This is a genomic window from Nonomuraea composti, from assembly GCF_012034275.1.
GTDB lineage: Bacteria > Actinomycetota > Actinomycetes > Streptosporangiales > Streptosporangiaceae > Nonomuraea > Nonomuraea composti.
Genome location: NZ_JAATEP010000025.1, coordinates 29,108 through 53,320, shown reverse-complemented (window position 1 = coordinate 53,320; position 24,213 = coordinate 29,108). Strand labels below are relative to the sequence as shown.

At 73.0% G+C, this 24,213-nt stretch carries 25 protein-coding genes and 1 pseudogene; 18 read left to right on the top strand and 8 right to left on the bottom strand.

What is annotated here, in order from left to right; genetic code table 11:
* The first annotated feature begins 43 nt into the window (after nucleotides 1-43).
* Genes HCN51_RS31055 through HCN51_RS31045 form a run of 3 tightly spaced genes read left to right on the top strand, consistent with a single transcriptional unit; the run spans nucleotide 44 to nucleotide 2,764 of the window.
* Entirely contained in the window at nucleotides 44-973 is a 930-nt protein-coding gene (locus HCN51_RS31055; protein WP_168014224.1) for an amidohydrolase family protein, read from the top strand.
* Nucleotides 974-990: 17 nt separating this feature from the next.
* Nucleotides 991-1,989, top strand: coding sequence for an acetylxylan esterase (locus HCN51_RS31050; RefSeq protein ID WP_168014222.1), 999 nt, complete (start codon nucleotides 991-993; stop codon nucleotides 1,987-1,989).
* A gap of 49 nt (nucleotides 1,990-2,038) precedes the next feature.
* Entirely contained in the window at nucleotides 2,039-2,764 is a 726-nt protein-coding gene (locus tag HCN51_RS31045; RefSeq protein ID WP_080039807.1) for a GntR family transcriptional regulator, read from the top strand.
* Nucleotides 2,765-2,777: 13 nt separating this feature from the next.
* Here HCN51_RS31045 and HCN51_RS31040 read toward each other — a convergent pair whose 3' ends face one another.
* The 4 genes from HCN51_RS31040 to HCN51_RS31025 form a co-directional block, all read right to left on the bottom strand.
* Entirely contained in the window at nucleotides 2,778-3,770 is a 993-nt protein-coding gene (locus HCN51_RS31040; protein ID WP_168014220.1) for a sugar kinase, read from the bottom strand.
* A complete protein-coding gene (locus HCN51_RS31035) occupies nucleotides 3,767-4,477 on the bottom strand; it encodes an SDR family oxidoreductase (RefSeq protein ID WP_206068101.1) in 711 nt (236 codons plus the stop codon). The genes HCN51_RS31040 and HCN51_RS31035 overlap by 4 nt, the downstream gene beginning before the upstream one ends.
* A gap of 188 nt (nucleotides 4,478-4,665) precedes the next feature.
* Complete coding sequence (locus HCN51_RS31030; RefSeq protein WP_168014216.1) at nucleotides 4,666-5,541, bottom strand: dihydrodipicolinate synthase family protein; 876 nt, start codon at nucleotides 5,539-5,541, stop codon at nucleotides 4,666-4,668.
* A 31-nt stretch (nucleotides 5,542-5,572) separates the two neighbouring features.
* Nucleotides 5,573-6,664, bottom strand: coding sequence for an enolase C-terminal domain-like protein (locus HCN51_RS31025; RefSeq protein WP_206068100.1), 1,092 nt, complete (start codon nucleotides 6,662-6,664; stop codon nucleotides 5,573-5,575).
* Between the two features lie 80 nt (nucleotides 6,665-6,744).
* Between HCN51_RS31025 and HCN51_RS62470 the strand changes: the two genes are divergently transcribed.
* The 6 genes from HCN51_RS62470 (at nucleotide 6,745) to HCN51_RS30995 (ending at nucleotide 13,250) form a co-directional block, all read left to right on the top strand.
* Complete coding sequence (locus HCN51_RS62470) at nucleotides 6,745-7,557, top strand: IclR family transcriptional regulator domain-containing protein (protein WP_168014212.1); 813 nt, start codon at nucleotides 6,745-6,747, stop codon at nucleotides 7,555-7,557.
* Nucleotides 7,554-8,396, top strand: coding sequence for a carbohydrate ABC transporter permease (locus HCN51_RS31015; RefSeq protein WP_346433856.1), 843 nt, complete (start codon nucleotides 7,554-7,556; stop codon nucleotides 8,394-8,396). Before HCN51_RS62470 ends, HCN51_RS31015 begins: the two co-directional genes overlap by 4 nt.
* Nucleotides 8,393-9,268 (top strand): carbohydrate ABC transporter permease, encoded by an 876-nt coding sequence (locus HCN51_RS31010; RefSeq protein ID WP_168014210.1) that lies wholly within the window; start codon nucleotides 8,393-8,395, stop codon nucleotides 9,266-9,268. The genes HCN51_RS31015 and HCN51_RS31010 overlap by 4 nt, the downstream gene beginning before the upstream one ends.
* A gap of 28 nt (nucleotides 9,269-9,296) precedes the next feature.
* Nucleotides 9,297-10,577, top strand: a complete 1,281-nt coding sequence (locus HCN51_RS31005; RefSeq protein ID WP_168014208.1) for an ABC transporter substrate-binding protein — start codon at nucleotides 9,297-9,299, stop codon at nucleotides 10,575-10,577.
* Nucleotides 10,578-10,849: 272 nt separating this feature from the next.
* On the top strand, nucleotides 10,850-12,646 hold the full coding sequence (locus HCN51_RS31000) for a BNR-4 repeat-containing protein (RefSeq protein ID WP_206068099.1): 1,797 nt from the start codon (nucleotides 10,850-10,852) through the stop codon (nucleotides 12,644-12,646).
* Nucleotides 12,639-13,250 carry a bifunctional 4-hydroxy-2-oxoglutarate aldolase/2-dehydro-3-deoxy-phosphogluconate aldolase gene (locus tag HCN51_RS30995; RefSeq protein WP_168014204.1) on the top strand — a complete coding sequence of 204 codons (612 nt, stop codon included), beginning with the start codon at nucleotides 12,639-12,641 and terminating at the stop codon, nucleotides 13,248-13,250. The genes HCN51_RS31000 and HCN51_RS30995 overlap by 8 nt, the downstream gene beginning before the upstream one ends.
* A 32-nt stretch (nucleotides 13,251-13,282) precedes the next feature.
* Here the strand turns inward: HCN51_RS30995 and HCN51_RS30990 are convergent, their stop codons facing one another.
* Nucleotides 13,283-13,990: a GbsR/MarR family transcriptional regulator gene (locus HCN51_RS30990; protein ID WP_168014202.1), complete on the bottom strand. Its 708-nt coding sequence runs from the start codon at nucleotides 13,988-13,990 to the stop codon at nucleotides 13,283-13,285.
* Nucleotides 13,991-14,137: 147 nt separating this feature from the next.
* Between HCN51_RS30990 and HCN51_RS30985 the strand changes: the two genes are divergently transcribed.
* Complete coding sequence (locus tag HCN51_RS30985; protein ID WP_168014200.1) at nucleotides 14,138-14,989, top strand: oxidoreductase; 852 nt, start codon at nucleotides 14,138-14,140, stop codon at nucleotides 14,987-14,989.
* Between the two features lie 58 nt (nucleotides 14,990-15,047).
* On the opposite strand, the gene HCN51_RS30980 is transcribed toward HCN51_RS30985, so the two are convergent.
* Together HCN51_RS30980 and HCN51_RS30975 are read right to left on the bottom strand one after the other, a co-directional pair.
* Nucleotides 15,048-15,944 carry a hypothetical protein gene (locus HCN51_RS30980; RefSeq protein WP_168014198.1) on the bottom strand — a complete coding sequence of 299 codons (897 nt, stop codon included), beginning with the start codon at nucleotides 15,942-15,944 and terminating at the stop codon, nucleotides 15,048-15,050.
* A gap of 66 nt (nucleotides 15,945-16,010) precedes the next feature.
* Entirely contained in the window at nucleotides 16,011-16,628 is a 618-nt protein-coding gene (locus HCN51_RS30975) for a TetR/AcrR family transcriptional regulator (protein ID WP_168014196.1), read from the bottom strand.
* Nucleotides 16,629-16,731: 103 nt separating this feature from the next.
* Here HCN51_RS30975 and HCN51_RS30970 point away from each other — a divergent pair, with 103 nt between their 5' ends.
* Entirely contained in the window at nucleotides 16,732-17,730 is a 999-nt protein-coding gene (locus tag HCN51_RS30970; protein WP_168014194.1) for a zinc-binding dehydrogenase, read from the top strand.
* A gap of 113 nt (nucleotides 17,731-17,843) precedes the next feature.
* On the opposite strand, the gene HCN51_RS30965 is transcribed toward HCN51_RS30970, so the two are convergent.
* Nucleotides 17,844-18,809: an LLM class flavin-dependent oxidoreductase gene (locus HCN51_RS30965; protein ID WP_168014192.1), complete on the bottom strand. Its 966-nt coding sequence runs from the start codon at nucleotides 18,807-18,809 to the stop codon at nucleotides 17,844-17,846.
* Between the two features lie 313 nt (nucleotides 18,810-19,122).
* Here HCN51_RS30965 and HCN51_RS30960 point away from each other — a divergent pair, with 313 nt between their 5' ends.
* The 7 genes and pseudogenes from HCN51_RS30960 to HCN51_RS30930 all read left to right on the top strand — a co-directional run bounded on the left by HCN51_RS30960 (nucleotide 19,123) and on the right by HCN51_RS30930 (nucleotide 23,906).
* A complete protein-coding gene (locus tag HCN51_RS30960) occupies nucleotides 19,123-19,857 on the top strand; it encodes an SDR family oxidoreductase (protein WP_168014190.1) in 735 nt (244 codons plus the stop codon).
* 74 nt (nucleotides 19,858-19,931) lie between these two features.
* A complete protein-coding gene (locus HCN51_RS30955; RefSeq protein WP_168014188.1) occupies nucleotides 19,932-20,237 on the top strand; it encodes a hypothetical protein in 306 nt (101 codons plus the stop codon).
* An 80-nt stretch (nucleotides 20,238-20,317) separates the two neighbouring features.
* A pseudogene (locus tag HCN51_RS63075) lies at nucleotides 20,318-20,869 on the top strand (molybdopterin-dependent oxidoreductase); the annotation flags it as partial.
* A 523-nt stretch (nucleotides 20,870-21,392) separates the two neighbouring features.
* Complete coding sequence (locus HCN51_RS58275; protein WP_206068098.1) at nucleotides 21,393-21,767, top strand: molybdopterin dinucleotide binding domain-containing protein; 375 nt, start codon at nucleotides 21,393-21,395, stop codon at nucleotides 21,765-21,767.
* A gap of 243 nt (nucleotides 21,768-22,010) precedes the next feature.
* Nucleotides 22,011-22,394, top strand: coding sequence for a metalloregulator ArsR/SmtB family transcription factor (locus tag HCN51_RS30940; RefSeq protein ID WP_168014186.1), 384 nt, complete (start codon nucleotides 22,011-22,013; stop codon nucleotides 22,392-22,394).
* Complete coding sequence (gene arsB, locus HCN51_RS30935) at nucleotides 22,391-23,485, top strand: ACR3 family arsenite efflux transporter (RefSeq protein ID WP_346433855.1); 1,095 nt, start codon at nucleotides 22,391-22,393, stop codon at nucleotides 23,483-23,485. Before HCN51_RS30940 ends, arsB begins: the two co-directional genes overlap by 4 nt.
* Nucleotides 23,478-23,906, top strand: a complete 429-nt coding sequence (locus tag HCN51_RS30930) for an arsenate reductase ArsC (protein WP_168014184.1) — start codon at nucleotides 23,478-23,480, stop codon at nucleotides 23,904-23,906. Before arsB ends, HCN51_RS30930 begins: the two co-directional genes overlap by 8 nt.
* Nucleotides 23,907-24,213: the final 307 nt, after the last annotated feature.

Genomic DNA, 24,213 nt, shown 5'->3' with positions numbered 1-24,213 from the left:
GAATCTTCTTGAGCCCGAAACCGCCTGTCAACACGGAGCCGACGTGATCGACTGCCATGTCCACCTCTGGGACCCCGCCCAGGGCCATCCCTGGATCCGGCCGGGGTCGCCGCACCACCGCGCGTTCACCGCCGACGACCTGGCCGCGTCCGGCGCGGACCTGGAGCTGGGCGGCGCGAGCCTGGAGCTGGGCGGCGCGGGCCTGGCCGCGTCCGGCGCGGGTCCGGGACCGGTGGGCGCGATCCTGGTCGAGGCGTCGCGGGGCGACCGCGCCGAGAACGTCCTGCTGCGCGACCTGCGCCTGCGCCACCCCGGCCTGATCCTCGGCCACGTCGGCAACCTCAACACCTGCCACGACCTCGGCCCGGCCCGCTTCGCCGACCTGCTGGACCGCACCCGGCCGAACGGCATGCGGCTCGGCGGCGCCTCCTGGGACGCCACGCCGCCGGGCGCGCGGGCGCTCGTCCCCGTGCTGGCCCGGCACGGCGTGGCGCTCGAGCTCAACCTGCACCATGCGGCCCTCCCGGCGGCGGCCGAGGCCGCGGCCCGCCACCCCGGGCTGACCGTGATCATCGACCATCTCGGCAACCCCGCGAACCTGGCCACCGCCGACGCGGGGGAGTGGCGGGAGCAGGTGCGGCGGACGGCCCGGGTGCCCGGCGTGTTCATGAAGATCTCCGGCCTGCTCACCCAGCAGCACGGCGTGCCAGAGGAGCGGGTGGCCGCCCTGGTCGCGCACGCGGTCGCGGAGTTCGGCCCCGCCCGGTGCATGATCGGCTCCGACTGGCCGATCTGCCTGGCCCGCGGCTCCCGCGCCGCCTCGCTGCGGCTGGCCGGGCGCGGGCTGGCCGCGCTGGACGACGCCGGCCGCCGCCTCGTGCTGAGCGGCACCGCCCGGCGCGCGTACGGCCTGACGCCTCAGGTTGACAACGATCGGAGCCCCTGCTTCGATGCACCGGTTGACGATCGATAAGCGATGATTGGTGGGCGATGGCACAGTTCGATCTGCCGCTTGACCAGCTTGAGCAGTACCGGCCGGCCCTGCCCGAGCCGCCCGACCTCGACGCGTTCTGGGCGAAGACCCTGGCCGAGAGCGACGCGCACGACCTGGCGATGACGGCCGAGCCGGTGGCGAACGGCCTGGCGACGATCGACACCTTCGACGTCACCTTCGCCGGCTACGGCGGCCATCCCGTCCGGGCCTGGCTGCACCTGCCGGTCACCCGGACCGGGCCGCTGCCCGCCGTGGTCGAATACCTGGGCTACGGCAGCGGCCGCGGCGTACCGCACGAGAAACGGCTCTGGGCGTGCGCCGGGTACGCGCACCTCGTCATGGACAGCCGCGGCCAGGGAGCCGACACCCCCGACCCCGACGTCGCCACCGGCGACGTCGCCGCGCCCGGCTTCCTCACCCGCGGCGTGCTCGATCCGGAGCGCTACTACTACCGCCGCCTCTACACCGACGCCGTGCGCGCCGTGGCGGCCGTGCGCGCTCACCCCGCAGTGGACCCCGCCAGGGTCGCGGTGACCGGCACCAGCCAGGGCGGCGGCATCGCCCTCGCCGCGGCCGGCCTCACGCCCGGCCTCCAGGCGGTCCTGCCCGACGTGCCGTTCCTGTGCTGCTTCCCGCGCGCCGCCACCTTCACCGACCAGCCGCCTTACGTGGAGATCACCCGGTACGTGAAGCTCCACCGCGCGCACGCCGGCACCGTGATGCGCACCCTGTCCTACTTCGACGCCGCCGTCCTCGCCCGCCGGGCCGGCGCCCCCGCGCTGTTCTCCGTCGGCCTCATGGACCGCATCTGCCCGCCGTCCACCGTCTACGCCGCCTTCAACCACTACGGGACGCGCGCCGCGCTACCGGCCGGCGACAAGCGGATCAGCGTCTACCCGTTCAACGACCACGAAGGCGGCGGCCCCGACCACGAGGTCGTCAAGCTCGCCTGGCTCGCCGAGCGGCTGTCACCATCGATACCTGCCAAGCGATGATCACTCTTATGATGAACAGGGGGACGCGACAGCGCATGATGGGGAACACATGGCATCGACACCGCAAGTGAGCGGCTTCGCCTCGCGGCTGGCCACGAGCAAAGACTCCGTTCGCCCCACCCTGATCTCCGATCGGGTGTACGAGCTGCTCCGGCAGGCCATCGTCGAAGGCGACCTCGCCCCCAACGACCGCGTGGTGGAGTCGGAGATCGCCCGCCGCCTCGGAGTGAGCCAGGCGCCCGTCCGCGAAGCCGTCAAGCAACTCGCCCGCGAGGGCCTGCTCGTCCACGTGCCCCGGCGCGGCAACTTCGTCGTCGAGATCTCCACCCAAGACGCCGAATACGCCCGCCAGGTCCGCGAGCCGCTCGAGCGCCTGGCCGCCACCATGGCCGCCGAGCGCATCACCGCCGAACAGCTCGGCGAGCTCGACGAGGTGGTCGCCGAGATGCACGAGGCCGTGCGGGTCAACGACGTCGGCCGCTTCCGCGACGTCGACATCGCCTTCCACACCCGGGTCGTCCAGATCGCCGGCAACCCGTTCCTGACCCGCATGTGGGAGGTGCTCGAACCCAACCTGCGCGCGCTGCGCGCCATCGCCGACCCGCTGTTCGAGGGCGACTGGCGGGCGATGGCCGACGAGCACGGCCGCCTGGTCACGCTGCTGCGCGACGGCGACGCCGCCACGGCGGCCGACGCCTTCGCCGACCACGCCGCCGGCCGCTCCCCGGTGCCCGACCGCCGCACTCGCAAAAAGGCGGCGGGCACCGTCACGTAACGCCTTCTCTGTTCTATCGGCGAGCCACGCCCTCCTCTGCCAGGGCGTGGCGGAGCAGGGCGCGGGCGACGTCCGGGGCGGGGAGACCGGACGTGTCGCCGGGTGTGGCGACCACGCGTCCGGCCAGCTCGGCGCCGAGGCGGGTGGCCGCGCCCGGGCCGGCTCCCGACAGCCTGGCCGCCAGGTAGCCGCCGAGGAACGCGTCGCCCGCCCCCACGGGGTCGCGCACCTCGCGTGCCGCGCTCGGCACGTGCTCGGGCCCCGATTCCCCCGCGTACCAGGCGCCCGCGGGGCCGCCCTTGAGCACCACCTCGCCCACCCCGGCGGCCCTGGCCGCGGCGAACACGCGCGCCGGGTCGCTCTCGCCGAACAGCACCCGCGACTCGTCCTGCCCGAGCACCAGCAGCCCGACCCCGGGCAGGAGCGGGGCGAGCGCGGGCACCGGCAGGGCGGGCCGCAGGTTCGGGTCGAGAACGACCAGGGCGTCCCCCGCCCCCTCGCACAGGGCGGCGGCCAGCCGGGCCGGCCCCGGCCCGAGCGCGGCGGTCAGGCCGGACACGACGATCGCCCGCGGACGCCGGGCCAGGATCGGCGCCGCGTCGGGGACGTCCATCGCGGAGGCGGCCGAACCCGCCCGGTAGTAGTGGACGCGCCGCCCGCCGTCCGGCCTGATCTCCTTGAAGAACACGCCGGTGGGCCGGGCGGGGTCGGTGATCACCAGGCCGGTGTCCACGCCCCTTCCCGCCGCGTCGCGCAGCACCCGCGTCCCGAACGGATCCGCCCCGACCCGCGAGGCGAACGCCGCCCGCAACCCGAGCCGGGCGACGGCCGTGCACACGTTCAGCTCGGCGCCCGCCACGGAGACCTCGAACCGCTCCGCCCCCGCGAGGTCGTCCGCCTCCAGCAGCACCATCGCCTCCCCGACCCCCACCACATCGATCCGCCCGGCCCCGGCATCGGCCTTCCGCTCGGCGCCGGGCTCCCGGCCGGTTGTGCGGCCGGTCATGGGAGGAAGCGGGCCCGGAGGTCCGGGCGCAGGTAGGCGGCGGGTGAGGTGATCGACAGGCCGCCGTCCACCGGCAGGACCACGCCGGTGATGAACGCGGCAGCGGGCGAGGCGAGGAAGGCCACGGCCTCGGCCACGTCCTGCGGCGTGCCGGTGCGGCCGAGCGGGTAGCCCTCCGCGGCGTTCTCCAGGTCGTCCCCGCCGATCAGGCCGGGTGCCACCGAATTGACGCGGATCCCGGCAGGACCGTACTCCAGGGCGAGCTGGCGGACGAACGCGTCCAGCCCGCCCTTGGCGGCGGCGTACGCGGGCACGCCCGGCGCGGCCAGGAACGCGTTCACCGAGCCGACCGCGACGACGGCGGAGCCCGGCGCCAGGCGGGGCAGTGACGCCCTGCACAGGTGGAAGGCGGCGTCCAGGGTGGCCCCGATCGCGGCCCGCCACTGCTCGTCGGTGGTGCGCACCACCGGCGCGACCGGCATCACGGCCGTCGCCAACACCAGGACGTCCAGCCGGCCGAGCACGTGCGCGGCCTCGGCGACGGCGGCACCGGCCTCGTCGGGGACGGCGCAGTCGCGCACGATGAAGGCGTCGTAGACGGGGTCGGCGCACGGCCGCAGCCCGATCCCGGCCACCCGGTCGCCCCGCTCGGCGAACGCGCGGGCGATGGCCAGCCCGATCTCGGAGTTGCCACCCGCCACCAGCACACCCCGCGCCGTAGGCCCGCTCCCGAGATCCGCCGCTTCCGATGCTCCGCTCCCCGGCCGCGGCGCTTCCGGCACCCCGCTCGGGGACTCCGGCGCCCCGCCCGCCGTGCCGCCGGCCGCGCCACCGGCCGGGCGTGGCGGGTCGGCAGCCATCGCACCCGGGGTGACTGGCAGGCCGTCGGGGGCCGTCACCACAGCTCCGCCATGAGCGCGTCGAGGAGGGCGCGGGTGTGGCGGTCCAGGGGGCGGGCGGGGGAGCGTACCGTGGCCGAGGCGATCAGGCCGCGGCGGACCAGCACCTCCTTGTGCACCGCCCAGGCCAGCCCCGGCTGCATGCCGAAGCGGATCAGGGGGAGGAGCCGGGCGTGGCCGGCGCGGGCCTGGGCCGTGCGGCCGGCGCCCCAGTCGGCGAGCACCGGGGCGAGCAGGTCGGTGAACTCGCAGGCGGGCATCGTGCCGACGGCGCCCAGCGCGTACTCCTCCAGGCAGAACAGCGCGTTCTGCCCGCCGAAGACGGCGAAGCCGTCGGGGACGCCGGCGGCGACCGCGCCGACCTTGGGGGCGGTCGGCGGCGCCTCGACCTTGACGGAGGTGACGCCGTCGAGCTTGCTCAGCTCGACGATGAGCGATTCGGGCATGCTGACACCGGTGGCGCCGGGCGCGTCCTGCACCATCACGTCGATCCCCGAACGCTCGGCCACGGCGCCGTAGAAGTCGACGAGCTGCGCCCCGGACGGTTTGACCAGGTACGGCGGCAGCACCATGAGGGCGTCGGCGCCGCCGTCCCGGGCGGCGAGCGCCTGTTCGAGCGCGGTGGCCGTGCTGGTGGCGCCGACGCCCGCGACGACGGGGGCGGTGCCGGCGGCGGCGCGTACCTCGGCGAGCACGCGCGCGCGGTCGCCGGCGGTCAGGGCGAAGCCTTCGCTGGCCATCCCGAACACGGCCACTCCGTCGGCTCCGGAGGCGAGCTGCCACTCGGTCAGCCGGCGCAGGCTGGGCAGGTCGAGCTCGCCGCCTTCGGTGAAGGGGGTGGCGAGGATGGGGATCAGTCCAGACAGAACCAACGGTTACTCCCTCTCAAACGACAGCGGTGGGTCACAGGGCGCCGAGGTCGACGTCCACGCCGAGGCCGGGCCCGGACGGCACGGGGAAGCCGGTGGCGTCGCCGGGCAGCGGCGCGGTGAGGACGGCGCCGGCCGCCTCGCAGGTGGTGGGCTGGTACTCGAAGAACGCCAGGTTGCCGAGGGCGGCGCTGACGTGCAGGCCGGCGGCGAGCGCCACCCCGAGCCCGGTGGAGTGGTGGGGCGCCACCCGGACGTGGTGCGCGGCGGCGAGCTCGGCGATGGACATCAGCTCGGTGATGCCGGTGCGCCCGACGTCGGGCTGGGCGAGGCCGACGGCGCGGCGGCCGAGCCAGTGGGCGAACTCGTACCGGTTGCGCAGGGTCTCGCCGACGGCGATGGGCAGGTCGGCGCGGCGGACGAGCTCCCGGTGCCCTTCGACGTCCTCGGGGGCGAGCGGCGCCTCCAGGAACAGCGCGCCGCGCTCGGCCAGCCCGCGGGCCAGGCGGACGGCCTGCGGCACGTCGTAGACCCAGTGGGCGTCGACGGCGACGCGCAGCCCGGAGGCGGCGACGGCGTCGTACGTGGCCAGGTCTTCCTCGACGCCGTGCCCGAGGTGCAGCTTGACCATGGTGGCACCTTTGAGTGCCCATTCGCGGGCCAGCTCGGCGCGTTCGGCGTCGGTGGGGCGGGGCAGGCCGCTCACGTACACGGGGATGCTCTCGCGGAAGGCGCCGCCGAGCAGGGAGGCGACGGAGCGGCCGGTGAGGCGGCCGGTGAGGTCCCACAGCGCGATGTCGACGGCGGCCAGCGCGTCGGCCTGGTGGCCGGTGAGGTGGCCGCGCTCGCGCATGAGGCCGGTGAGCTTGTCCCAGAGCGGGCGGATCCGGGTGGGGTCCTCGCCGACGAGCACGGGGGCGAGGAGCTTCTCGACGATCGCGGCGGGCACTTCGGGCGCGACGGGCGCGAGCGCCTCGCCCCAGCCGGTGGTGCCGTCGTCGGCGGTGATCGAGACGAGCAGCGTCTCGAAGCGGGCCGAGTAGAGGCTGCGCCACGGCGGGCGGACGAAGTAGCCCTCCTCCTGCGCGGGTGCGCCGAGGTAGGCGTCGCGGTGCCGGAGCTTCACCGGGAAACATTGCACTTGACGGATTTGCGCCATGTGCGTGACCATCCCACATAGTGCAAGCCAATTGCAATGGAGACAGGGTGGCTTCCGATCAGAGCAACAACCAGAGCGTCGAGCGGGCCATCTCGGTCCTGCGGGCGTTCCTGACGGGCCGGCCGGAGCTGCGCGTGTCGGACGTCGCCAAGGCCACCGGGCTCGGCGTCTCGACCGCGTCGCGCCTGCTGGCCACGCTGGAGACGCTGGAGTTCGTCGAGCGGGACGAGGTCAGTGGCCTCTACCGGCTGGGCACGGCGCCGATCACGCTGGGCGGCGTCGCGCTCAACCAGAACCCGGTGCACCGCGAGGCCCGCCAGGTCGCCCAGGACCTCGCCGCCGCGCTCGGCCTCGGCGTCAACGTGGCGGTGCGGCGCGGCGAGTCGATGTTCTACCTGCTCAACTTCGAGGGCAGGCTGGCGCCCCGCTCGTTCGTGCTGACCGGCCAGCGCAAGCCGCTGTACGCGACGGGCATCGGCAAGTGCCTGCTGCTCGGGCTCACCCCGCAGGAGCGGCGCGAACTGGTCCCGGAGGCGTCGATGCAGGCGTTCACCTCGCGCACGATCGTCACGCACGAGCGGCTCGACCAGGAGCTGGGCGCGGTGCTCGGGCGCGGCTACGCGACCGAGGTGGAGGAGCTGGCGTTCGGCCGGGCCTGCGTCGCGGCCCCCATCCGCGACATGTCGGGCGCGGTGGTGGCGGCGATCTCCATCTCGGGCCCGCTGTCGGCGATCGCGCTGGAGGCGCGCGAGGCCGAGCTGGCCCGCACGGTCATCGAGACCGCCGACTCCATCAGCATCGGCCTCGGCTACGTCGGCCCCGTCCACGCCGCCCCGGCGGGCAGGGCGGGTACCGCGTGAACCGGCGGCTGACCGACGGCCAGTTCGCCTGGCTGCTCATGGTGCCGGGCCTGGCGCTGTTCGGCGCGATCATCGCCTACCCGCTGGTGTCGGCGCTGGTCACGGGCTTCTTCGAGCAGAGCCTGGTCCGTCCGGGACGCGCGTTCGTCGGGCTGGCCAACTTCGCCGACCTGCTCGGCGGCGACTTCTGGCCGGTGCTGCGCAACACGCTGGTGTTCACGCTCGGCGCGACGATCGCGCCGTTCGTCATCGGGTACGCGCTCGCCCTGGCGCTCAACGCCGGGCTGCCCGGCTGGCTGCGCGGCGTGTTCCTGTTCCCGTGGGTGATCCCCGGCGTGGTCGTCTCGTTCCTGTGGCTGTGGATCTTCAACGCCAACTACGGCGTGCTGAACGGCCTGCTCGGCACGCACGTGAGCTGGCTCGGCACGCCCGCCACCGCCATGATCGCGGTGATCGTGACGAAGACGTGGGCGAGCTTCCCCTGGATGATGGTGATGCTGCTCGCGGGCCTGCAGACGATGCCGAAGGAGCTGCACGAGGCCGCCTCCGTCGACGGCGCGGGAGCGATCCGCCGCTTCCGGTCGGTGACGGTGCCGCACATGCGCGCGATCGCCGGCATCGCGTTCCTGCTGGAGTTCATCTGGAACTTCCAGCACTTCGACACCATCTACGTGCTCACCGGCGGCGGCCCCGCCGGGGCGACGAAGACGTTCGCCGTGGCCGTCTACGACACCGCGTTCAAGGGGTTCGACCTGGGCCACGCCACCGCGCTCGGTGGCCTGTGGATGTTGTTGCTGCTCGTCCTCATGGCCTTCTACCTGAGGAAGGAGAACGCATGACGGCCACGCTGTCGCGCTCCGTCCCGCTCACCCGCGCCCCGAGGCGGAGGCGGCCCCGCTCGCGCGCCGCCGCCTGGGCTGCCGTCGCGGTCATCGGACTCTTCGGGCTCGCCCCGATCTACTGGCTGGTCGTCACCGCGTTCACGCCGGACGAGCGGGCCTTCACCTTCCCGCCCTCGCTGGTGCCGGCCGAGATCACCTTCGAGCATTTCACCAGGCTGGCCGAGAACGAGCAGCTGTTCGGCTACCTCGTCAACAGCGTCGTCGTCTCCGTCGTGACGGCCCTGCTCAGCGTCGTGGTGTCGGCGTACATGGCGTACGCCTTCTCCAAGTTCCGCTACCGCGGGCGCAAGTCGCTCATGCACCTCGTGCTCGCCTCCCAGCTGTTCCCGCAGGCGCTGCTGCTCGTCACCCTGTATGCCGTCTTCAGCGCGACGGGCCTGCTCGGCAGCTACACCGCGCTCATCCTGTCGTTCACCACGTTCACGCTGCCGCTGTGCGTGTGGATGCTGAAGGGCATCTTCGACACGGTGCCGTCCACGCTGATGGAGGCCGCGGCGATCGACGGCGCCTCCCGCTGGCGGACGCTGCACCGGATCGCGCTGCCGCTGGCCGCGCCCGGCCTGGTCGCGGCGGGGCTGTTCGCGTTCGTCCGCGCCTGGAACGACTTCATCTTCGCGCTCACCCTCACCGACCCGGACCGGCAGACCCTGCCCCCTGGCCTGGTGCACACCTATCTCGGGGAGTTCCAAACCGCCTGGCCGGACCTCATGGCCGCGTCCTTCGTCGTCTCGCTCCCGGTCATCGCCGCGTTCATGTTCCTGCAGCGGTACCTGGTCGGCGGGCTCACGGCGGGCGCCGTCAAGGGCTGACCCTCCACCCCCACCCCGTAGGAGAAACATGGAAACGCTCGACCGCCGCGCCGCCTTCCGCCTGGCCGGCCTGACCGCGCTCGGCGCCGCCCTGGCCGCCTGCGCACCCGACGCCGCAGGAGGAGGCGCGCCCAAGGGCGACGCCGCGGCGAAGACGTTCGGCTTCACGTCGTGGTCGCTGAACGAGGAGGCGCAGAAGGCCGCCGTGCAGGCGACCGTGGACGCGTACGCGGCCAAGGCCGGCGTCACGATCAACACGGCGTCGTTCCCGTACAACGAGTACCTCAACCAGGTGACGCTGAAGCTGCGCGGCGGCCAGCTGTCCGGCGCCGTCCAGCTCGACATCTCCTGGCTGGCCGCCCTGGCCGCGATGGGCCGGCTGAAGGACCTCGGCCCGCAGGCCGCCAAGGGCGGTTACACCGACGTCGCGCTGTCCAGCGGCCGCTTCCAGGGCAGGCAGCTCGGCCTGCCGTGGACGACCGGCTCCATCGGCCTGGTCGCCAACACCGAGCTCCTGAAGAAGGCTGGCGTCGAAGGGATGCCCGCGACGATCGAGGAGTTCGAGGACGCCCTGCGCAAGGTGGCGGGGCTCGGCGACGGCATCACGCCGTACGCGGCGGCGACCAAGGCGGCGCAGCTCAAGGACATCCTGCCGTGGATGCGCACGTTCGGCAGCCCGCTGATGGAGGGCGACACGATCACGGTCGGCGACGACGCGTCCGTGGCCGCCGTCGAGTGGTACAAGAAGCTGTACGACGCCAAGCTCATCGCCCCCGACGTCGACCGCTTCGACGCCCGCGCCCTGTTCGCCCAGGGCAAGGCCGCCTTCTACGACGACGCCGTCATCACGCGGGGCGTCGTGGCCGCGCAGTCGCCCGACAAGTCGCTGACGGAGAAGATGGCGCCGCTCGCCAGGCCCGTGCTCAAGGCCGGCGACACGCCGCAGGCGCTGCTGTGGGGGCACGTCATCGTGGTCGTCGACGGCGAGGGCTCCGACGCCGCCGCCGACTTCGCCTCGTACGCCACCTCCGACACGGCCACCGTGGTGGCGTTCTTCGAGAAGGTGAAGCTGCCGCCCACCACGACGGCGGGCCTGGCCGACCCGAAGGTGGCCGGCGACACGTTCACCACCGAATGGACCGAGAAGATCACCAAGACCGCGGCCCCGAACCCGTTCTGGCGCTACGCCGGCTACGCCCAGATCGAGACCGCCATCGCCGAGCAGGTGCAGGCCGTGCTCGTCGGCCGGTCGACGGCCAAGGACGCCCTGGCCAAGGCCGCCGAGACGGCCAAGCCGCTGCAGAAGTAGGACGGCCGCCCGGCAGGGGGCGCACGGCGGGGACAACGACCCCGCCCCGGCACGGCGGGGAGCGGCAACTCCTCGCACGCCGGCGCCGCCGGGAGCGGCAACTCCCGGGCGGCGGCCCCTGCCCACCGGGCGGCCTCCGACGACACCGCATGCCCTTCACGACACAGGTGGTCCCCGTCATGCTCGCACGAACGCGCGCCGGGCGCTCCTCATCCGCCCCGTCCTCGATGCGGATCACCTTCCACCCCCCACCTCCCATGAATCGAGGAACGGTGCTCCGCCCAGTCATCCTCACCGCCGCCGCGCTGCTCGCGGCCTGCCTCGCCCCCCTGCCCGCCGCCGGCTCGACCTCCCTTGAGCAGGTGCCCGTCACCGTGGACTCCTCCAACCAGTCCGGCTGGTGGCGCCCGCTCGACTCGTTCGGCGGCACCGACTACTTCGCCTACAACGCCCCCGCCGCCACCGCCGGCCGCCACGAGGTGCACATCGCCGCCCGCGCCGCCGACGGCACCTGGCGCGACGGCTGCCTGCCCGACGCCTCCGGCGCCTGCGTCACGTACGTGGACGACGTCGGCCACAACCAGCCGTCGATCGTCCTGGACGGCGAGGGCGTCATCCACGCCTTCGTCTCCATGCACGGCGACGGCTGGCGCTACTACCGCGCCACCCGGCCCGGCGACGTCACCTCTCTGGCCGAGGCGTCCGCCACCCTGCCCGACGCCGGGCTCGGCTTCACCTACCCGGTCACCGCGCGCGGCAAGGACGGCTCCGCGTACGTGCTGGTCCGGGCACACCGGGACGCGGCGGCCGTCCGCGACGGCCGCCTGTACCGCTTCGACACCGCCACCCACACCTGGAGCCGCGTCGCCGTCGTCGCCTCCGGCACCAACTACTCCTTCTACCCCGACGACCTGCAAGTGGACGCCGCCGGGCGGGTGCACGTGCTGTGGGAGTGGGGCCCGTGGCCCGCGACGACGCACCGGCACCTCGGCTCGTACGCCGTCTTCGACCCCGCGGACGGCTCCTGGCACGACGTGACCGGCGCCGCGCTGACCGTGCCGCTCGCCCCCGGCGCCGGGAACACCGTCGTCTACCAGCCGTACGAGGACGGTGAGACGATCACCTCGACCAGCCGGGCCGTCCAGACCGCCAAGCTCGCCGTGTACGGCGACCGGCTGGCCGGCATCGCCTACCGGTACCTGACCGCGCGCTCCGGCAGCACCTTCACCGGCTTCGACGTGCGCTACGCGAGCTGGGACGGCGCCGCCTGGCAGCGGGAGACCGTCCTCGCGCGGGCCGACCACGCCGTGGACAACTCGGCCACGATCGGCGTCACCCGCGCCGGGGCCGTCACCCGGATCTACTTCGTCGCCGAGGCGGGCGGCTGCGGCGGCGTCCGCAGCCAGGTCGTGCGCGCCGAGCGGTCCGGCGCCGGGCCGTGGGCGTTCAGCCCGCTCGGCGAGGTCCGCCAGGGCCTCCAGCGGCTGCGCGCCCAGCGCTCCGTCAACGGCACTGACCTGCTGTACGTCACCGCGCCCTTCATCGGCGGCCTGTGGCGGGCCACCGTGCCGCGCGACGGCGAGCCGGGAGCGGGCGGGCCGTTCTCGGAGATCGCCGACCGGCTGCTCGCCTCCGGCGCCGGCGGCCTCAACGTCGCGCTGAACGCTCCCGTGACCGTGTCGTCGGTGCTGCGCGCCGGGACCGAGGGCGGCAAGGCCGTGGACGGGCTGTGCTCGGACGACAGCCGGTGGATCTCCGCCGAGGGCGACACCGCGCCGTCGATCACCGTGCGGCTCGCCCGCGCGTACCCGATCGGCGAGATCCGGGTGCACTCCGGCTACAGCAAGGCGCCCGTCCCCGGCACGGACGTGCTGCGCGACTTCGCCGTCGAGGCGCACACCGCGTCCGGGTGGCAGCAGGTCGCCACGATCACCGGGAACACCGCCGGCACGGTCCGCGTCCCGGCCTCGGTGACGGCCGACGAGGTGCGCCTGTCGATCTCCGACCCGTCCGGCAACGCGCTCGACGTGGCCCGCGTGTACGAGATCGAGGTCGTGGCGCGTGGCTGAGCACCGCTGGGCGCTGACCGCCCGCCTCGTGGAGCGGCGGGTGATCGGCATCGTCCGCGCGCCGTCGCCGGACGCCGCCGTCGAGGCGGGCACCCGCCTCGCGGCGGCGGGCGTGCCGGCCGTCGAGATCTCGCTGTCCACCCCGGACGCGCTGCCCGCCGTCACCGCCCTGCGCGCCGCCGCGCCGCCGGGGACGCTCGTGGGGGCGGGGACGGTGCTCGACGCCGCCCAGGCGGTGCTCGCGCTCCAGGCCGGAGCCCGCTTCCTCGTGTGCCCGTCGCTCAGCCGCGAGGTGATCAGGGCCGCGCACCGCCACGGCGTGCCCGTCGCGGCCGGCGCGTCCACCCCCACGGAGATCGTGACCGCCCTGGAGGAGGGGGCCGACCTGGTCAAAGTCTTCCCCGCCGCGGGCAGCTCGCCCCAGGTACTGCGGGACGTCTTGCAGGCGCTGCCGCACGCGCCGCTCGTCCCGACGGGCGGCGTCACCCTCGGCACGGCGGCCGACTGGATCGCGGCGGGGGCGGTCGCGGTCGGCATGGGCGGCGAGCTCACCCGCGCCACTCCCGCCGACGTCCGCACCTTCCTGTCCGCCCTGACCCGCTGATCTCCGGGACGCCACCTCGCACGGGTCCTGGCTCAGTGCTTGCTTCGCATGAAGAGCGCCTGGCGCCAGTGTTCGGCCGCCTGGGCCATGTCGTGGCCGAGGAGCTCCAGGAACCGGCTGGTGGTCTGGAGCCGGTCGCCGGTCGGCGTGTCGGTGCCGAAGACGCCGGCGCCGTGCCGGGTGGTGTCGGCCCAGATCGCCATCGCCCGGGCGCTGGCCGTCCAGGCGCGGTACCAGACGTCGACGTCCACGGAGTAGCGCATCCGGCGCGCCTCGCGTTCCCTGGCGACCATCCCGCGCTGCTCCAGCCAGGTGGTCGCGTGGGAGATCGTCGCCGGGCTGACGTGCAGCTGCCGCACGAGCTCGGCGGCGGTCAGGCTGCCGCTCTCGCTGAGGAACAGCGCGGCGAACACCCGGGCCGTCATGGGTGCCAGCCCCGTCTCCACCATCATGGCGACGAACCGCTCCTCGAACTCCCGCACCGTGCCCGCGTCACGGTTGCCGGCGGCCTGCGGGACGCCGGCGCGTGGGGCGCGCTTGCGGCGGCGGGCGCGCCAGCTCGTCGCGTGCTGCGCGCGGGCCGCCCGGTAGCCGTGCGGCCCGCCGTTCCTGGCGATCTCGCGGGTGACGGTGGACCTGGAACGCCCCAGCCGGCGGGCGATCTCCGCGTACGTCAGGCCGGCCGCCAGCCCCTCGGCGATGTGGCGGCGGTCCTCAGCGGTCAACCGGCCTCCCGGCATGTGCCCCTCCTTGCCATGTTGCACTCAGCTACACGCTCATTGCACCAGAATAGACGGTCTGACCTGCGCAGATGAGTTTCACGAGTTGCTTCGATTCTGGGCACGACCCTAGCGTTCCCTCAGACCGAAGAGGAGGTTGGTTGCACCATGCAGAAGGTCGTTCTCATCACCGGCGCCTCCGCCGGCATCGGCAAGGCCACCGCACTCGAGCTCGCCCGCGCCGGCCACACCGTCTACGGCGCCGCCCGGCGCGTGCCGTTGATGGGCGAGCTGCGCGACGCCGGCGGGCACGCCCTGGAGCTGGACGCCCGCCGCCCGGAGGACCTGGAGCGCGCCGTCGCCACCGTCGTCGAGGAGCAGGGCCGGATCGACGTCCTGGTCAACAACGCCGGCACCGTCCTGCACGGCGCCGCCGAGGACGTCCCCCTCGACCTGGCGCGCGACCAGTTCGAGGTCAACGTGTTCGCGCCGGCCCGGCTGATCCAGCTCGCCCTGCCGCACATGCGCGAGCAGGGGTCCGGCACGATCGTCAACGTCTCCTCCATCGGCGGCGAGATCGCGCTGCCGCTCGGCTGCTGGTACTACGCGACCAAGCACGCCCTGGAGGCCTACTCCGACAGCCTGCGCATGGAGGTCGAGCCGTTCGGCATCGACGTCGTCGTCATCCAGCCCGGCATCATCAAGACCGGGTTCGAGGACCGTACGGCACAGGACCTGCGCGAGATCTCCGGCGCGACCGCGTACCGGGACATGGCACAGGCCATGGCCGCGCGCGCCGAGGCGCAGCTCGGCGAGAACAGCCCGGGCAGCGACCCCGCTGTCGTCGCCGCCGTCATCCGGCAGGCCGTCGAGGCCGGCAAGCCCGAGACGCGCTACGCGGTCGGCTGGATGGCAGACAAGCTCCTGGAGCTCAACAGGACGCTGCCGGACCGCGAGTTCGACAAGCTCGTCACCGGCACCGCGAAGAACGGCACCGTAAAGACCGGCACCCCGAAATAGGCCGCGCGATGTCGCTCCGACCCCGCGCCCGCAGGTGGTGGGCGCCGGTCACGCCCGGTCAGGAGCGGCGCGGATCGTAGTTCCTGAACTCGGCCAGGTGGATGTCGCTGTCCGGCAGCAGGGGGAGCCCGCTGCTGTAGTCGAGCACCACGCGGCGACCCAGGGGCCGCTCCAGGGTGACGGCGATGTGGTCGGTCTTGCCCATGGCGTTGCAGAACTCCACGTGGTCCTCGCGTACATCGACGTCCACGACCACCGCCTGCGCGCTCTCGTGGACCCGCGCCCCGTAGGTGGTGTCGCAGGTGCCGTGCAGATAGCTCAGGCGCAGCTCGGCGGGTCGCGGCGTGTCGTAGGTCCGTACCTCCTGCACGTCGTCGTGCAACGGCCGGGGCGGCCCGCCCATGACGGCCGGATCCACGGCGACCCGCCGCAACGGCTGCGGCACGTCCTTGACGGTGAACTCCCAGACCGGCACCCGCACCTCGCCCCGGCTGCTGGGCACGGTGGCCTGCCCGAGCCTCGCCCCGATCACCCGCAGCGGCCGGCAGCCCCGGGCCGGGCACGGCTCGTCGGCGAACGACTTCGGCTTGGTGAGCCCGGCGTAGGCGGCGCGAGCGGTGAGGGCCGGCACGCTCATGGTGCCGCCGTCCGCGAACCGCAGCTCGGCCGGGGCAGGCGTCTGGGCGGGAAGCTCCGTCTCCAGCTTCCAGGCAGTGTTGATCAGGCTCCGCCCCACCCACCTGGGGACGTGCGCCCAGTCCATCTCCAGGGTCAGGTTCCGTAACGGCACGAACCCGTCGGTCCACGGCCCGCGCTCGGGCGACGCCTGCCAGCGTTCGGCGAGCTGCCGGGCACGCTGGTCGAAGTCGTCACCCCCGACCGCCACCGATCGCCCGGGAACGGAACCGCAGGCCGCCATCAGCATCACGAGCAGCGCCGCCGGAATGATCCGCATGACTGATAGACGCGCCGCGACGGCGCCGGGTTCGAGCCGGCGGCCGGCCTGGACAGGGGGCGTCGTTCACCGGGGGGCGGGGGAGGTGAGGGCGTCCCAGGCGGCCATCGCGCAGGTGATGACCGCCTCCAGCTCCGCGCGGGTGGCACCGTCACGGGCCTGGACGGAGAGCCCCTGCACGACGGTGGTGTAGTAGCGGGCGATGGCGTCGAGGCCGGCGGGGGACGCGGTGAGGTCGCCGTCGGCGACGCCGCGGGCGAGGCGGTCTCTGACGGTGGCGTACATGTCGCGCCGGATGTCGGCGAGGAACTCGCGCACCGCGTGGTTCTCCACGGCGCCGGTGGGCGCGGCCAGGATGAGCATGCAGTAGTGCGGGGCGTCGGAACGGGTGATCTCGTCGGCGGTGGCGCGCAGCATCGCGTGGATCGCGGCGCGCGCGGTCGGCTGCTCGCGCAGCGCGCGCCTGGGCGGCTCGCCCGAAGTCGTGCCGTAGAGCGCCATGACCTTGCGGAACAGGTCTTCCTTGGTGCCGAAGCAGGCGTAGATGCTGGCCGAGGCGATGCCCATGGCCTGGGCCAGGTCGCTGAGCGAGGTGCCCTCGTAGCCGCGTTCCCAGAACAGGTCCAGGGCCGTGCGCAGGGCGGCGTCGGGATCGAAGGTGCGCGGCCTGCCGCGAGCGGCCATCCCAGGTCCTTCCCGATTTGTTTGTCGTTCGATCAACTTTACCTTGACCTGGGTCATGGGCCATGCCACGGTTTGTTTGTCGTTCGACAAACAAAGGAGCACCATGAGCCTTCCGTCCACCATGCGCGCCTTACAGCAGACGTCGCTGAACGGCCCACAGGACCTGCGACTGATCGACGACGCGCCGGTCCCGAGGCCGGGTCCGGGGGAGATCCTGGTCCGGGTCACCGCCGCCGGCGTCAACTTCGTCGACATCTCGCAGGCCAGGGGCACGTTCGCGGGCGGCCCGCGGCCGCCGTACCTGGCGGGCATCGAGGGCGCCGGCGAGGTCGCCGCGGTCGGTGAGGGGGTGACGGGGCTGGAACCCGGCGCCCACGTCATCGGCGCCGGCATCGCAGGCGGCGCCTTCGCCGAGTACATGGTGCTGCCCGCGGCCGGCGCGGTCCCGGTGCCGGCGGGCTGGGCCGACGAGCAGGCCCTGGGCCTGGTCGTGAACTGGCCGACCGCGCTGGCGGCCCTCAGGCACCTGGGCGGCCTCACCGCGGGGCAGACCGTGCTGATCCACGCCGCGGCCGGCGGGACCGGCCAGGCCGCGGTGAAGATGGCCAAGCACTACGGCGCGACCGTGATCGCCACCGCCTCGCCCGGCAAGCACGAGGCGGTGCGGGCGCTGGGGGCCGACCACGTCGTCGACTCCCGCGCCGCCGACCTCGCCGCCCAGGTCCTGAGCCTGACCGGCGGCACGGGCGCCGACCTGGTCCTGGAGTCGGCCGGCGGCGCCAGCCTGAGCGCCGGCCTGGCCGCGGCCAAGCGGGTCACCGGCCGGGTCGTCGTCTACGGCCTGGCCGGCGGCGAAGCCACGATCACCAACGGGGACCTGGTCTACAGGCACCAGATCCACCTCATCGGCCTGAACATCGGCATCCTGATCCAGGCCGCACCGCAGCTCTTCGGCGAGGTCATGGGCGAGCTGTCCGAACTTCTGGCGGCCGGGGTGCTCGGCCCTGGCCGGCCCACCACGTACGAACTGGCCGAGGGGCCGAAAGCGCTCGCGGAGCTGGAAGCGCGGGCCACCGTGGGCAAGCTGGCGCTGCGGCCCTGAACGGGCGGTGACGCTCGGCCGGGCCGGTTCCGTTCCGCGAAAGCCGTTCGGACCAGGCCGAGGCGTGCGGTCCTGATGCGCGACCAGCCCGCCGACAGGGCGGTTCCCGTGGGTCAGCTCGTCGCCGGAAGCACCTCCCTGGCGATCCGCTGGAGCTGTCCCGCCAGCCGATCGGGCGGGAACAGCCAGAGGCCGAGGCTGTGCGCGCCGGCGGCCAGCAGCTCCTGGAGCCGTTCGCGCACGTGGCCGGGGCGGCCGGCGACGGCGAACTCGTCGATCCAGGCGTCCTCGACCACGAACGGCTCGTCCGCCCCCAGCTTCGCGAGCCGGTCGCGGATCTCGGCGCCGTGCCGCGAGTGCTCGACCAGCGCGGTGTGCGCCTCGGCCCGGAGGAAGAAGCCGACGGCCTCCCGTACCGCGTCTCGCGCCGCCCGCTCGTCGTCGTCCACCGCGGCCAGCACGAACGCCGTGATCGGCGGGGTGGGCCGGCCCGCCGCGGTCACCTGTTCCCTGGCCCAGCTCACGTACGTGGGGCCGGCCAGGACCGACAGCAGGATCCCGTCCGCCACGGTGGCCGCGGCCCGCAGCGCGCGCCGGTTGACCGCGCCGACCCACAGCTCCGGCGGCTGCCGGGGCGGGAACTCCAGCCGGATCCCGTCGAACCGGTGCGTGGCCGTCCGGCGATCGACGGCAACGCCGTTCAGCAGCTCGCGCAGAACCTCGACGGTCTCGACGACCGCGGTCAGCGGGCGTTCAGGCATGAGGCCCATCTGGCGCAGCCAGTGCGTGTTGCCCAGCCCGACGACGGCGCGCGTCCGCCCCGGGTACATCCGGGCCAGCCCGGCCAGCTCCATCGCCAGGACCGCGGGGTGCCGGGTCATCACACTGGCCAGGCCCAGCCCGGCGGGGACCCTGCGGGTGGCGGCCAGAAGCTGGGTCAGCCCGGACAGGCCGCCGGTGAAGAAGCAGTCCTCCGAGAACCACAACTCGCCGAAGCCGAGGCGCTCGGCCAGCGCCGCCCCCTCGGTCAGCTCCTCCGGCGGCGTCAAGCTGCCGAACACGATCCCGACGTTGCTCATGTCCATCGCGCATCCTTCCCAGGCAGGCCGTATAAGTGGACGGAATGCCCACTTACCTCTCTCCGCAACCGGACGTGTTGTCCGGTTATTCCGGGCGCGGCCGACAGAGTCTTACCTGGGCCCGGTGTGGGCGGGATGGCGGGTGACGGTGCCGGCCGCGCCCGGAAGCCGCGGGACCTCGGGTGGCGAAACGCTCGCGGCCTCCAAGTCGTGATTGCTGCGGCATGCCTCAACTTTGAGGGCGCCCTCATTTTGAGCTACGGTGGGGTCGCTAAAGATGAGAGCAGCCTCATTTTCGGGACAGGGGAGTGGCATGGCGAAGCTCGACGGAAAGGTCGCGGTGATCACCGGCGCGACCTCCGGGCTGGCACTGGCGACGGCGAAGACGTTCGTCGCGGAGGGTGCGCACGTGGTCATCACCGGCCGCCGCCAGGATCGCCTGGACGCGGCGGTGGCCGCCATCGGCCACCACGTGACCGGTGTCGCCGGCGACGTAGGCGAGATCGCGGACGTGCGCCGCCTGGCCGACGTCGTGGCCTCCGCGTTCGGCCGGGTGGACGTTCTCGTCGCCAGCGCCGGCGTCTGGACGTGGAACGAGCACATCGGCGACGTGACCGAGGAGTCGTTCGACGCCGTGTTCGGGGTGAACGTGCGCGGGACGTTCTTCACCGTGCAGAAACTGCTGCCGCTGTTGTCCGACGGCGCCTCGATCGTGCTCGTCGGTTCGGGTGCCGCGGACAAGGGCGACCCCGGCACAACGGTCTACGCGGCGAGCAAGGCGGCGCTGCGCTCGTTCGCCCGGACCTGGACCACCGACCTGAAGGAGCGCGGGATCCGGGTCAACGTCCTCAGCCCCGCCGCGATCGACACCCCCGCCTTCGCGGACCTGCCGCCGGGCTTCAAGGAGCGGATCGCCGCGCGGGTGCCCGCCGGGCGCCTCGGCACGGAGGACGAGATCGCCTCGGCGGCCCTGTTCCTCGCCTCCGCGGACTCGAGCTTCGTCAGCGGAATCGACCTTCCCGTCGACGGCGGCATCGGCCAGGTCTGACACCGCGCGAGATCGCGTGCCGCCGGGAACATTCGTTCAAGACCCCGGCACGCGCGGGTGGCCACACTGCGCCCATGACTGTCGCCCCGCGACCCCTCGACGGCGGGCGTCCGAAACGTGGCAGGAAGGTTCTGGTGACCGCGTCGGCCCTGCTCCTCGTCGTCGCCGGGCTGCCGGCGAACGCGGTGCTGGTGTCGCTCATCGACTCCGGGCCGCGCACCGACGGGATCATCCTGCGGGGGCTGGGGACCGCGTTCGGCCGCCCCGGCTTCGAGATCCCGCCGCAGCTCACCGACTTCCGGCGCGACAAGCTCACTCGCCGCTTCGTCCAGCTCGACACCGACGGCGACGGATTTCTCGAGCGACATGACCGCGGTTGAACGGCCAGGATCGCGAGCATGTGCAGCGGCTGGCGGAGGTCGACCTGTCGCTGCCGCCCATCCTCGTGCAACGCGGCACGATGCGCGTGATCGACGGCGCCCATCGTGTTCGCGCCGCGCAGTTGAACGGCAAGGGCAGCATCACCGCGTACTTCTACGATGGCCCCGAGGAGGACGCGTTCGTCGTCTCCGTCGAACGCAACGTCACTCATGGCATGCCGCTGACGCATGCCGATCGCCGGGCGGCTGCGGACCGCATCATCAAGTCTCATCCGCACTGGTCGGATCGTGCCATCGCCCGCGGAGATTCTCGCGGCCGAGCCGACGAAGCCGCTGCGCAGGGTCGCGGAGGCGTCGGGCGTGTCCCTGGCGCCGGCTCACGATGTACGGCGGCGGATGCTCCGCGGCGACGATCCCGTTCCCGGCAAGCGCGAGACGAACGGACGAACGAGTTCTACGTCTACACAGGGCTGTTCATGGGGGAGGCCGCCCACTACGCTGACGTCATCCTGCCCGTGTGCAGCGGCATGGAGTTCGAGGGCGTCTACATGCGGCGCGACGACCGCGCCATCCGCTGGCAGGACGCCGCCGTGCCCAGAGCCGGCGAATCACGCTCCGACAACGAGATCTTCATCGGGCTGGCACACGCGCTCGCGCGAAACGACCGCCGGCACCCGCCGGCGTACTGGACGGACGCCCTCCCTCTCGAATGGACCGACGACAAGAAGCTGTGGGCCGCCTTCGTCGCCAACACGCCCAGCGCCGCCGGCGTGACCCGCGACCGCCTGCGCGCCCGCACCGAGCCGCTGCGCCGGCCCTGCCCCGCCACCGGGCATCCAGGCGTGAGCACCCTCTACCTCGATCATCCCTCCTGGTACCAGGCCGCTCGCTCGCCCGGCTCCGGCAATCGGTTCCTCACCCCCAGCGGCAAGGTGGAGATCTTCACCAACTCCTTGGAGAGCCGGCTCGCACCCAGCGGGCACGGCGCGCTTCCCGTGTTCTTCACCCACCCGGAGGTGACCGGCGCGCACCCGACACTCACCTACGGCGACGCGTTCATCACCAACCCCGTCAATCCTCATGCGCTGACCCGGCCCGTCCGGCTCGGCACCCCCCGGGGACGGGCGAGTGCACCGGCGATATCCGCTGATGGGCATGACCGGCCGCCCCAGCGTCGTGCACTTCGCCGGGGTGACGCACTGGACGTACACCGGCGAGCAGCTCAACGGGATCCGCCTGGTCCAGATCCATCCCGACACCGCCGCCCGGTACGGCATCGCCGACGGCGACCCGGTGCTGGTCGAGAGCCCCCGCGGCGCGGTGACCGGCACCGCCCTCATCGAGCCCGGCATCCGGACCGACACCATATTCCTGCCCAACACGTTCGGACCCGCCCAGAAAGTGGGCGACATCTTCGGCGATCCCCGCTACGAGGCGGCCGACACGCTGGTGGACGACCAGCTCTATGGCAACCTTTCGGGGCAGCAGGCGTACAAGTGCTTCGCCTGCACTCTCCGGAAGGTGCCCTGACCTCCTGCCCGTCCCGGTGGCGCGGCGGCGACCCCGCGTCCACGGCGATGGCTCGCCGCGCCAGCCCGTCCAGAACGATGTACGGGCTGGACGCCGACCAGGCCATGCCGGCACTGGCCCGCCGCAACGCCCCACGCCAGCAGGCCCCGTTGCCCGGCGGGGCGTCTTCTCCCGCGCTTCGCGACTTCGACATGTGTCAATATAGATGGCAGTCGATTTCGATGAGCGCCCCTAGGGAGAGCCGTGGAACCGCTGGAGATCCTGGAGTGCAGCCCGCCGCTGACCCGCGAGCCGCTCGGCGTCGAGCAGGCGGCCGGGGTGGCGCGGGTGTTCAAGGCATTGGGCGACCCGGTGCGGCTGCGCATCCTGTCGATCGTGGCCAGCCGCGCCGGCGGCGAGGTGTGCGTGTGCGACATCACCGCCGCGTTCGAGCTGTCCCAGCCGACCATCAGCCACCACCTGAAGGTGCTCAAGGAGGTCGGGCTGCTGACCTCCGAGCGGCGCGCCTCCTGGGTGTACTACCGGCTGGTGCCCGAAACCCTCGGCGAGCTGTCGGCCCTGCTCACCCTGCCCGCCACCCTGCCCGCCACCCCGCCCCCCACCATCGCGCCGGCGGCCGCGCTGTGACGGCCACCCGGCCGGCACCGGCCGCCGCGCCGCCCGCCGGCGTGATCGGCGCCCTGTCGGGGCTGGACCGGTTCCTGCCCGTGTGGATCATCGCCGCCATGGCCACAGGGCTGCTCCTGGGCCGCCTGATGCCGGGCCTGAACACCGTCCTGGACGCCGTCAAGATCGGCGAAATCTCGCTGCCGATCGCGCTCGGCCTGCTGCTGATGATGTACCCGGTGCTGGCCAAGGTCCGCTACGACCGCCTCGGCACCGTGACCGGCGACCGCCGCCTGCTGATCTCCTCGCTGCTGCTCAACTGGGTCCTCGGCCCGGCCCTGATGTTCGCCCTGGCGTGGATCTTCCTGCCGGACCTGCCCGAGTACCGCACCGGCCTGATCATCGTCGGGCTGGCCCGGTGCATCGCCATGGTGCTCATCTGGAACGACCTGGCCCGCGGCCACCGCGAGGCCGCCGCCGTCCTGGTCGCGCTCAACTCCCTCTTCCAGGTGGTCGCCTTCGGCGCGCTGGGCTGGTTCTACCTGCGGGTGCTGCCCGGCTGGCTCGGCCTGTCCCAGTCCACGCTCGCCGTCTCCGCCTGGGACATCGCCTTCTACGTGCTGGTCTTCCTCGGCATCCCGCTGCTCGCGGGTTACACCTCACGCAAGCTCGGCGAGCGAGCCAAGGGCAGAATCTGGTACGAGCAGCGCTTCCTGCCGCGCGTCGGCCCGATCGCCCTGTACGGGCTGCTGTTCACCATCGTCATCCTGTTCGCCCTGCAAGGCGGCACGATCACCGCCCAGCCGGCGGACGTGGCCCGCATCGCGCTGCCGCTGCTCGCCTACTTCGCCCTCATGTGGGGCGGCGGCTTCGCGGCCGGCAAGGCGATCGGCCTGCCGTACGACAAGACGGCCACGCTCGCCTTCACCGCCGCCGGCAACAACTTCGAGCTGGCCATCGCCGTGGCGGTCGGCGTCTTCGGCGTCACCTCAGGCCAGGCCCTGGCCGGCGTGGTCGGCCCGCTCATCGAGGTTCCCGTCCTGGTCGCCCTGGTCTACGTCAGCCTCGCCGCCCGCCGCCTGTTCAGCGCCAAGGAGCCCGCCCATGCCTGAGAACGCCCCCGAGACCCTCACCGGCAAGCCGTCCGTCCTGTTCGTCTGCGTTCACAACGCCGGGCGCTCCCAGATGGCCGCCGGCTGGCTCGCCCACCTGGCCGGCGACCGGATCGAGGTCCGCTCGGCCGGCTCCGCCCCGGCCGGGGAGGTCAACCGGGCCGCGGTCGAGGCCATGGCCGAGGCCGGCATCGACATCACCGCCGCCCGGCCCAAGGTTCTCACCGTCGACGCGGTTGAGGCCTCCGACGTGGTCATCACGATGGGCTGCGGCGACGCCTGCCCGATCTTCCCCGGCAAACGGTATGAGGACTGGAAGCTCGACGACCCGGCAGGCCAGGGCATCGACACCGTCCGCCTCATCCGTGACGACATCCGCTCCCGAGTGGAGAAACTGCTCAGCGAGTTGCTGCCTGACTGACTCGCCTATGCCTGCCGCGGCTGCGGCGCCCGCGCCGCACACTTCATCACTACGCGCGTCGACATGTTCCCGGCTTACTACCGGGCAAAGCCGCGCGTCGTAGAAAGGGTTGAATGCGGCCTCATGGCTTTCTGGGAGCCTTGCCGTGAAACTTTCAATATGTTTCCAGGTCGAACGACGCGATACGTGCCAGTGAACGGCATGGAAGCGCCGCCCGTAACGTCAGTGGAGCGAGTCGCGCCTTGACGGATCCGCATGCCTCGTATTTGCTCCGTCGCACCACCACCCATCGGCAGGAACGGGCGCG

What these genes read in the sequence shown, in the direction of transcription:
- HCN51_RS31040 (WP_168014220.1), bottom strand. Translation starts at nt 3,770, where the DNA reads ATGACCGGCCGCACAACCGGCCGGGAGCCCGGCGCCGAGCGGAAGGCC.
- HCN51_RS30985 (WP_168014200.1), top strand. Translation starts at nt 14,138, where the DNA reads ATGCAGAAGGTCGTTCTCATCACCGGCGCCTCCGCCGGCATCGGCAAG.
- HCN51_RS30975 (WP_168014196.1), bottom strand. Translation starts at nt 16,628, where the DNA reads ATGGCCGCTCGCGGCAGGCCGCGCACCTTCGATCCCGACGCCGCCCTG.
- HCN51_RS30965 (WP_168014192.1), bottom strand. Translation starts at nt 18,809, where the DNA reads ATGAGCAACGTCGGGATCGTGTTCGGCAGCTTGACGCCGCCGGAGGAG.
- HCN51_RS30980 (WP_168014198.1), bottom strand. Translation starts at nt 15,944, where the DNA reads ATGCGGATCATTCCGGCGGCGCTGCTCGTGATGCTGATGGCGGCCTGC.
- HCN51_RS30930 (WP_168014184.1), top strand. Translation starts at nt 23,478, where the DNA reads ATGCCTGAGAACGCCCCCGAGACCCTCACCGGCAAGCCGTCCGTCCTG.
- HCN51_RS31050 (WP_168014222.1), top strand. Translation starts at nt 991, where the DNA reads ATGGCACAGTTCGATCTGCCGCTTGACCAGCTTGAGCAGTACCGGCCG.
- HCN51_RS31045 (WP_080039807.1), top strand. Translation starts at nt 2,039, where the DNA reads ATGGCATCGACACCGCAAGTGAGCGGCTTCGCCTCGCGGCTGGCCACG.
- HCN51_RS30955 (WP_168014188.1), top strand. Translation starts at nt 19,932, where the DNA reads ATGACTGTCGCCCCGCGACCCCTCGACGGCGGGCGTCCGAAACGTGGC.
- HCN51_RS30990 (WP_168014202.1), bottom strand. Translation starts at nt 13,990, where the DNA reads ATGCCGGGAGGCCGGTTGACCGCTGAGGACCGCCGCCACATCGCCGAG.
- HCN51_RS58275 (WP_206068098.1), top strand. Translation starts at nt 21,393, where the DNA reads ATGACCGGCCGCCCCAGCGTCGTGCACTTCGCCGGGGTGACGCACTGG.
- HCN51_RS30970 (WP_168014194.1), top strand. Translation starts at nt 16,732, where the DNA reads ATGAGCCTTCCGTCCACCATGCGCGCCTTACAGCAGACGTCGCTGAAC.
- HCN51_RS31005 (WP_168014208.1), top strand. Translation starts at nt 9,297, where the DNA reads ATGGAAACGCTCGACCGCCGCGCCGCCTTCCGCCTGGCCGGCCTGACC.
- HCN51_RS30960 (WP_168014190.1), top strand. Translation starts at nt 19,123, where the DNA reads ATGGCGAAGCTCGACGGAAAGGTCGCGGTGATCACCGGCGCGACCTCC.
- HCN51_RS31010 (WP_168014210.1), top strand. Translation starts at nt 8,393, where the DNA reads ATGACGGCCACGCTGTCGCGCTCCGTCCCGCTCACCCGCGCCCCGAGG.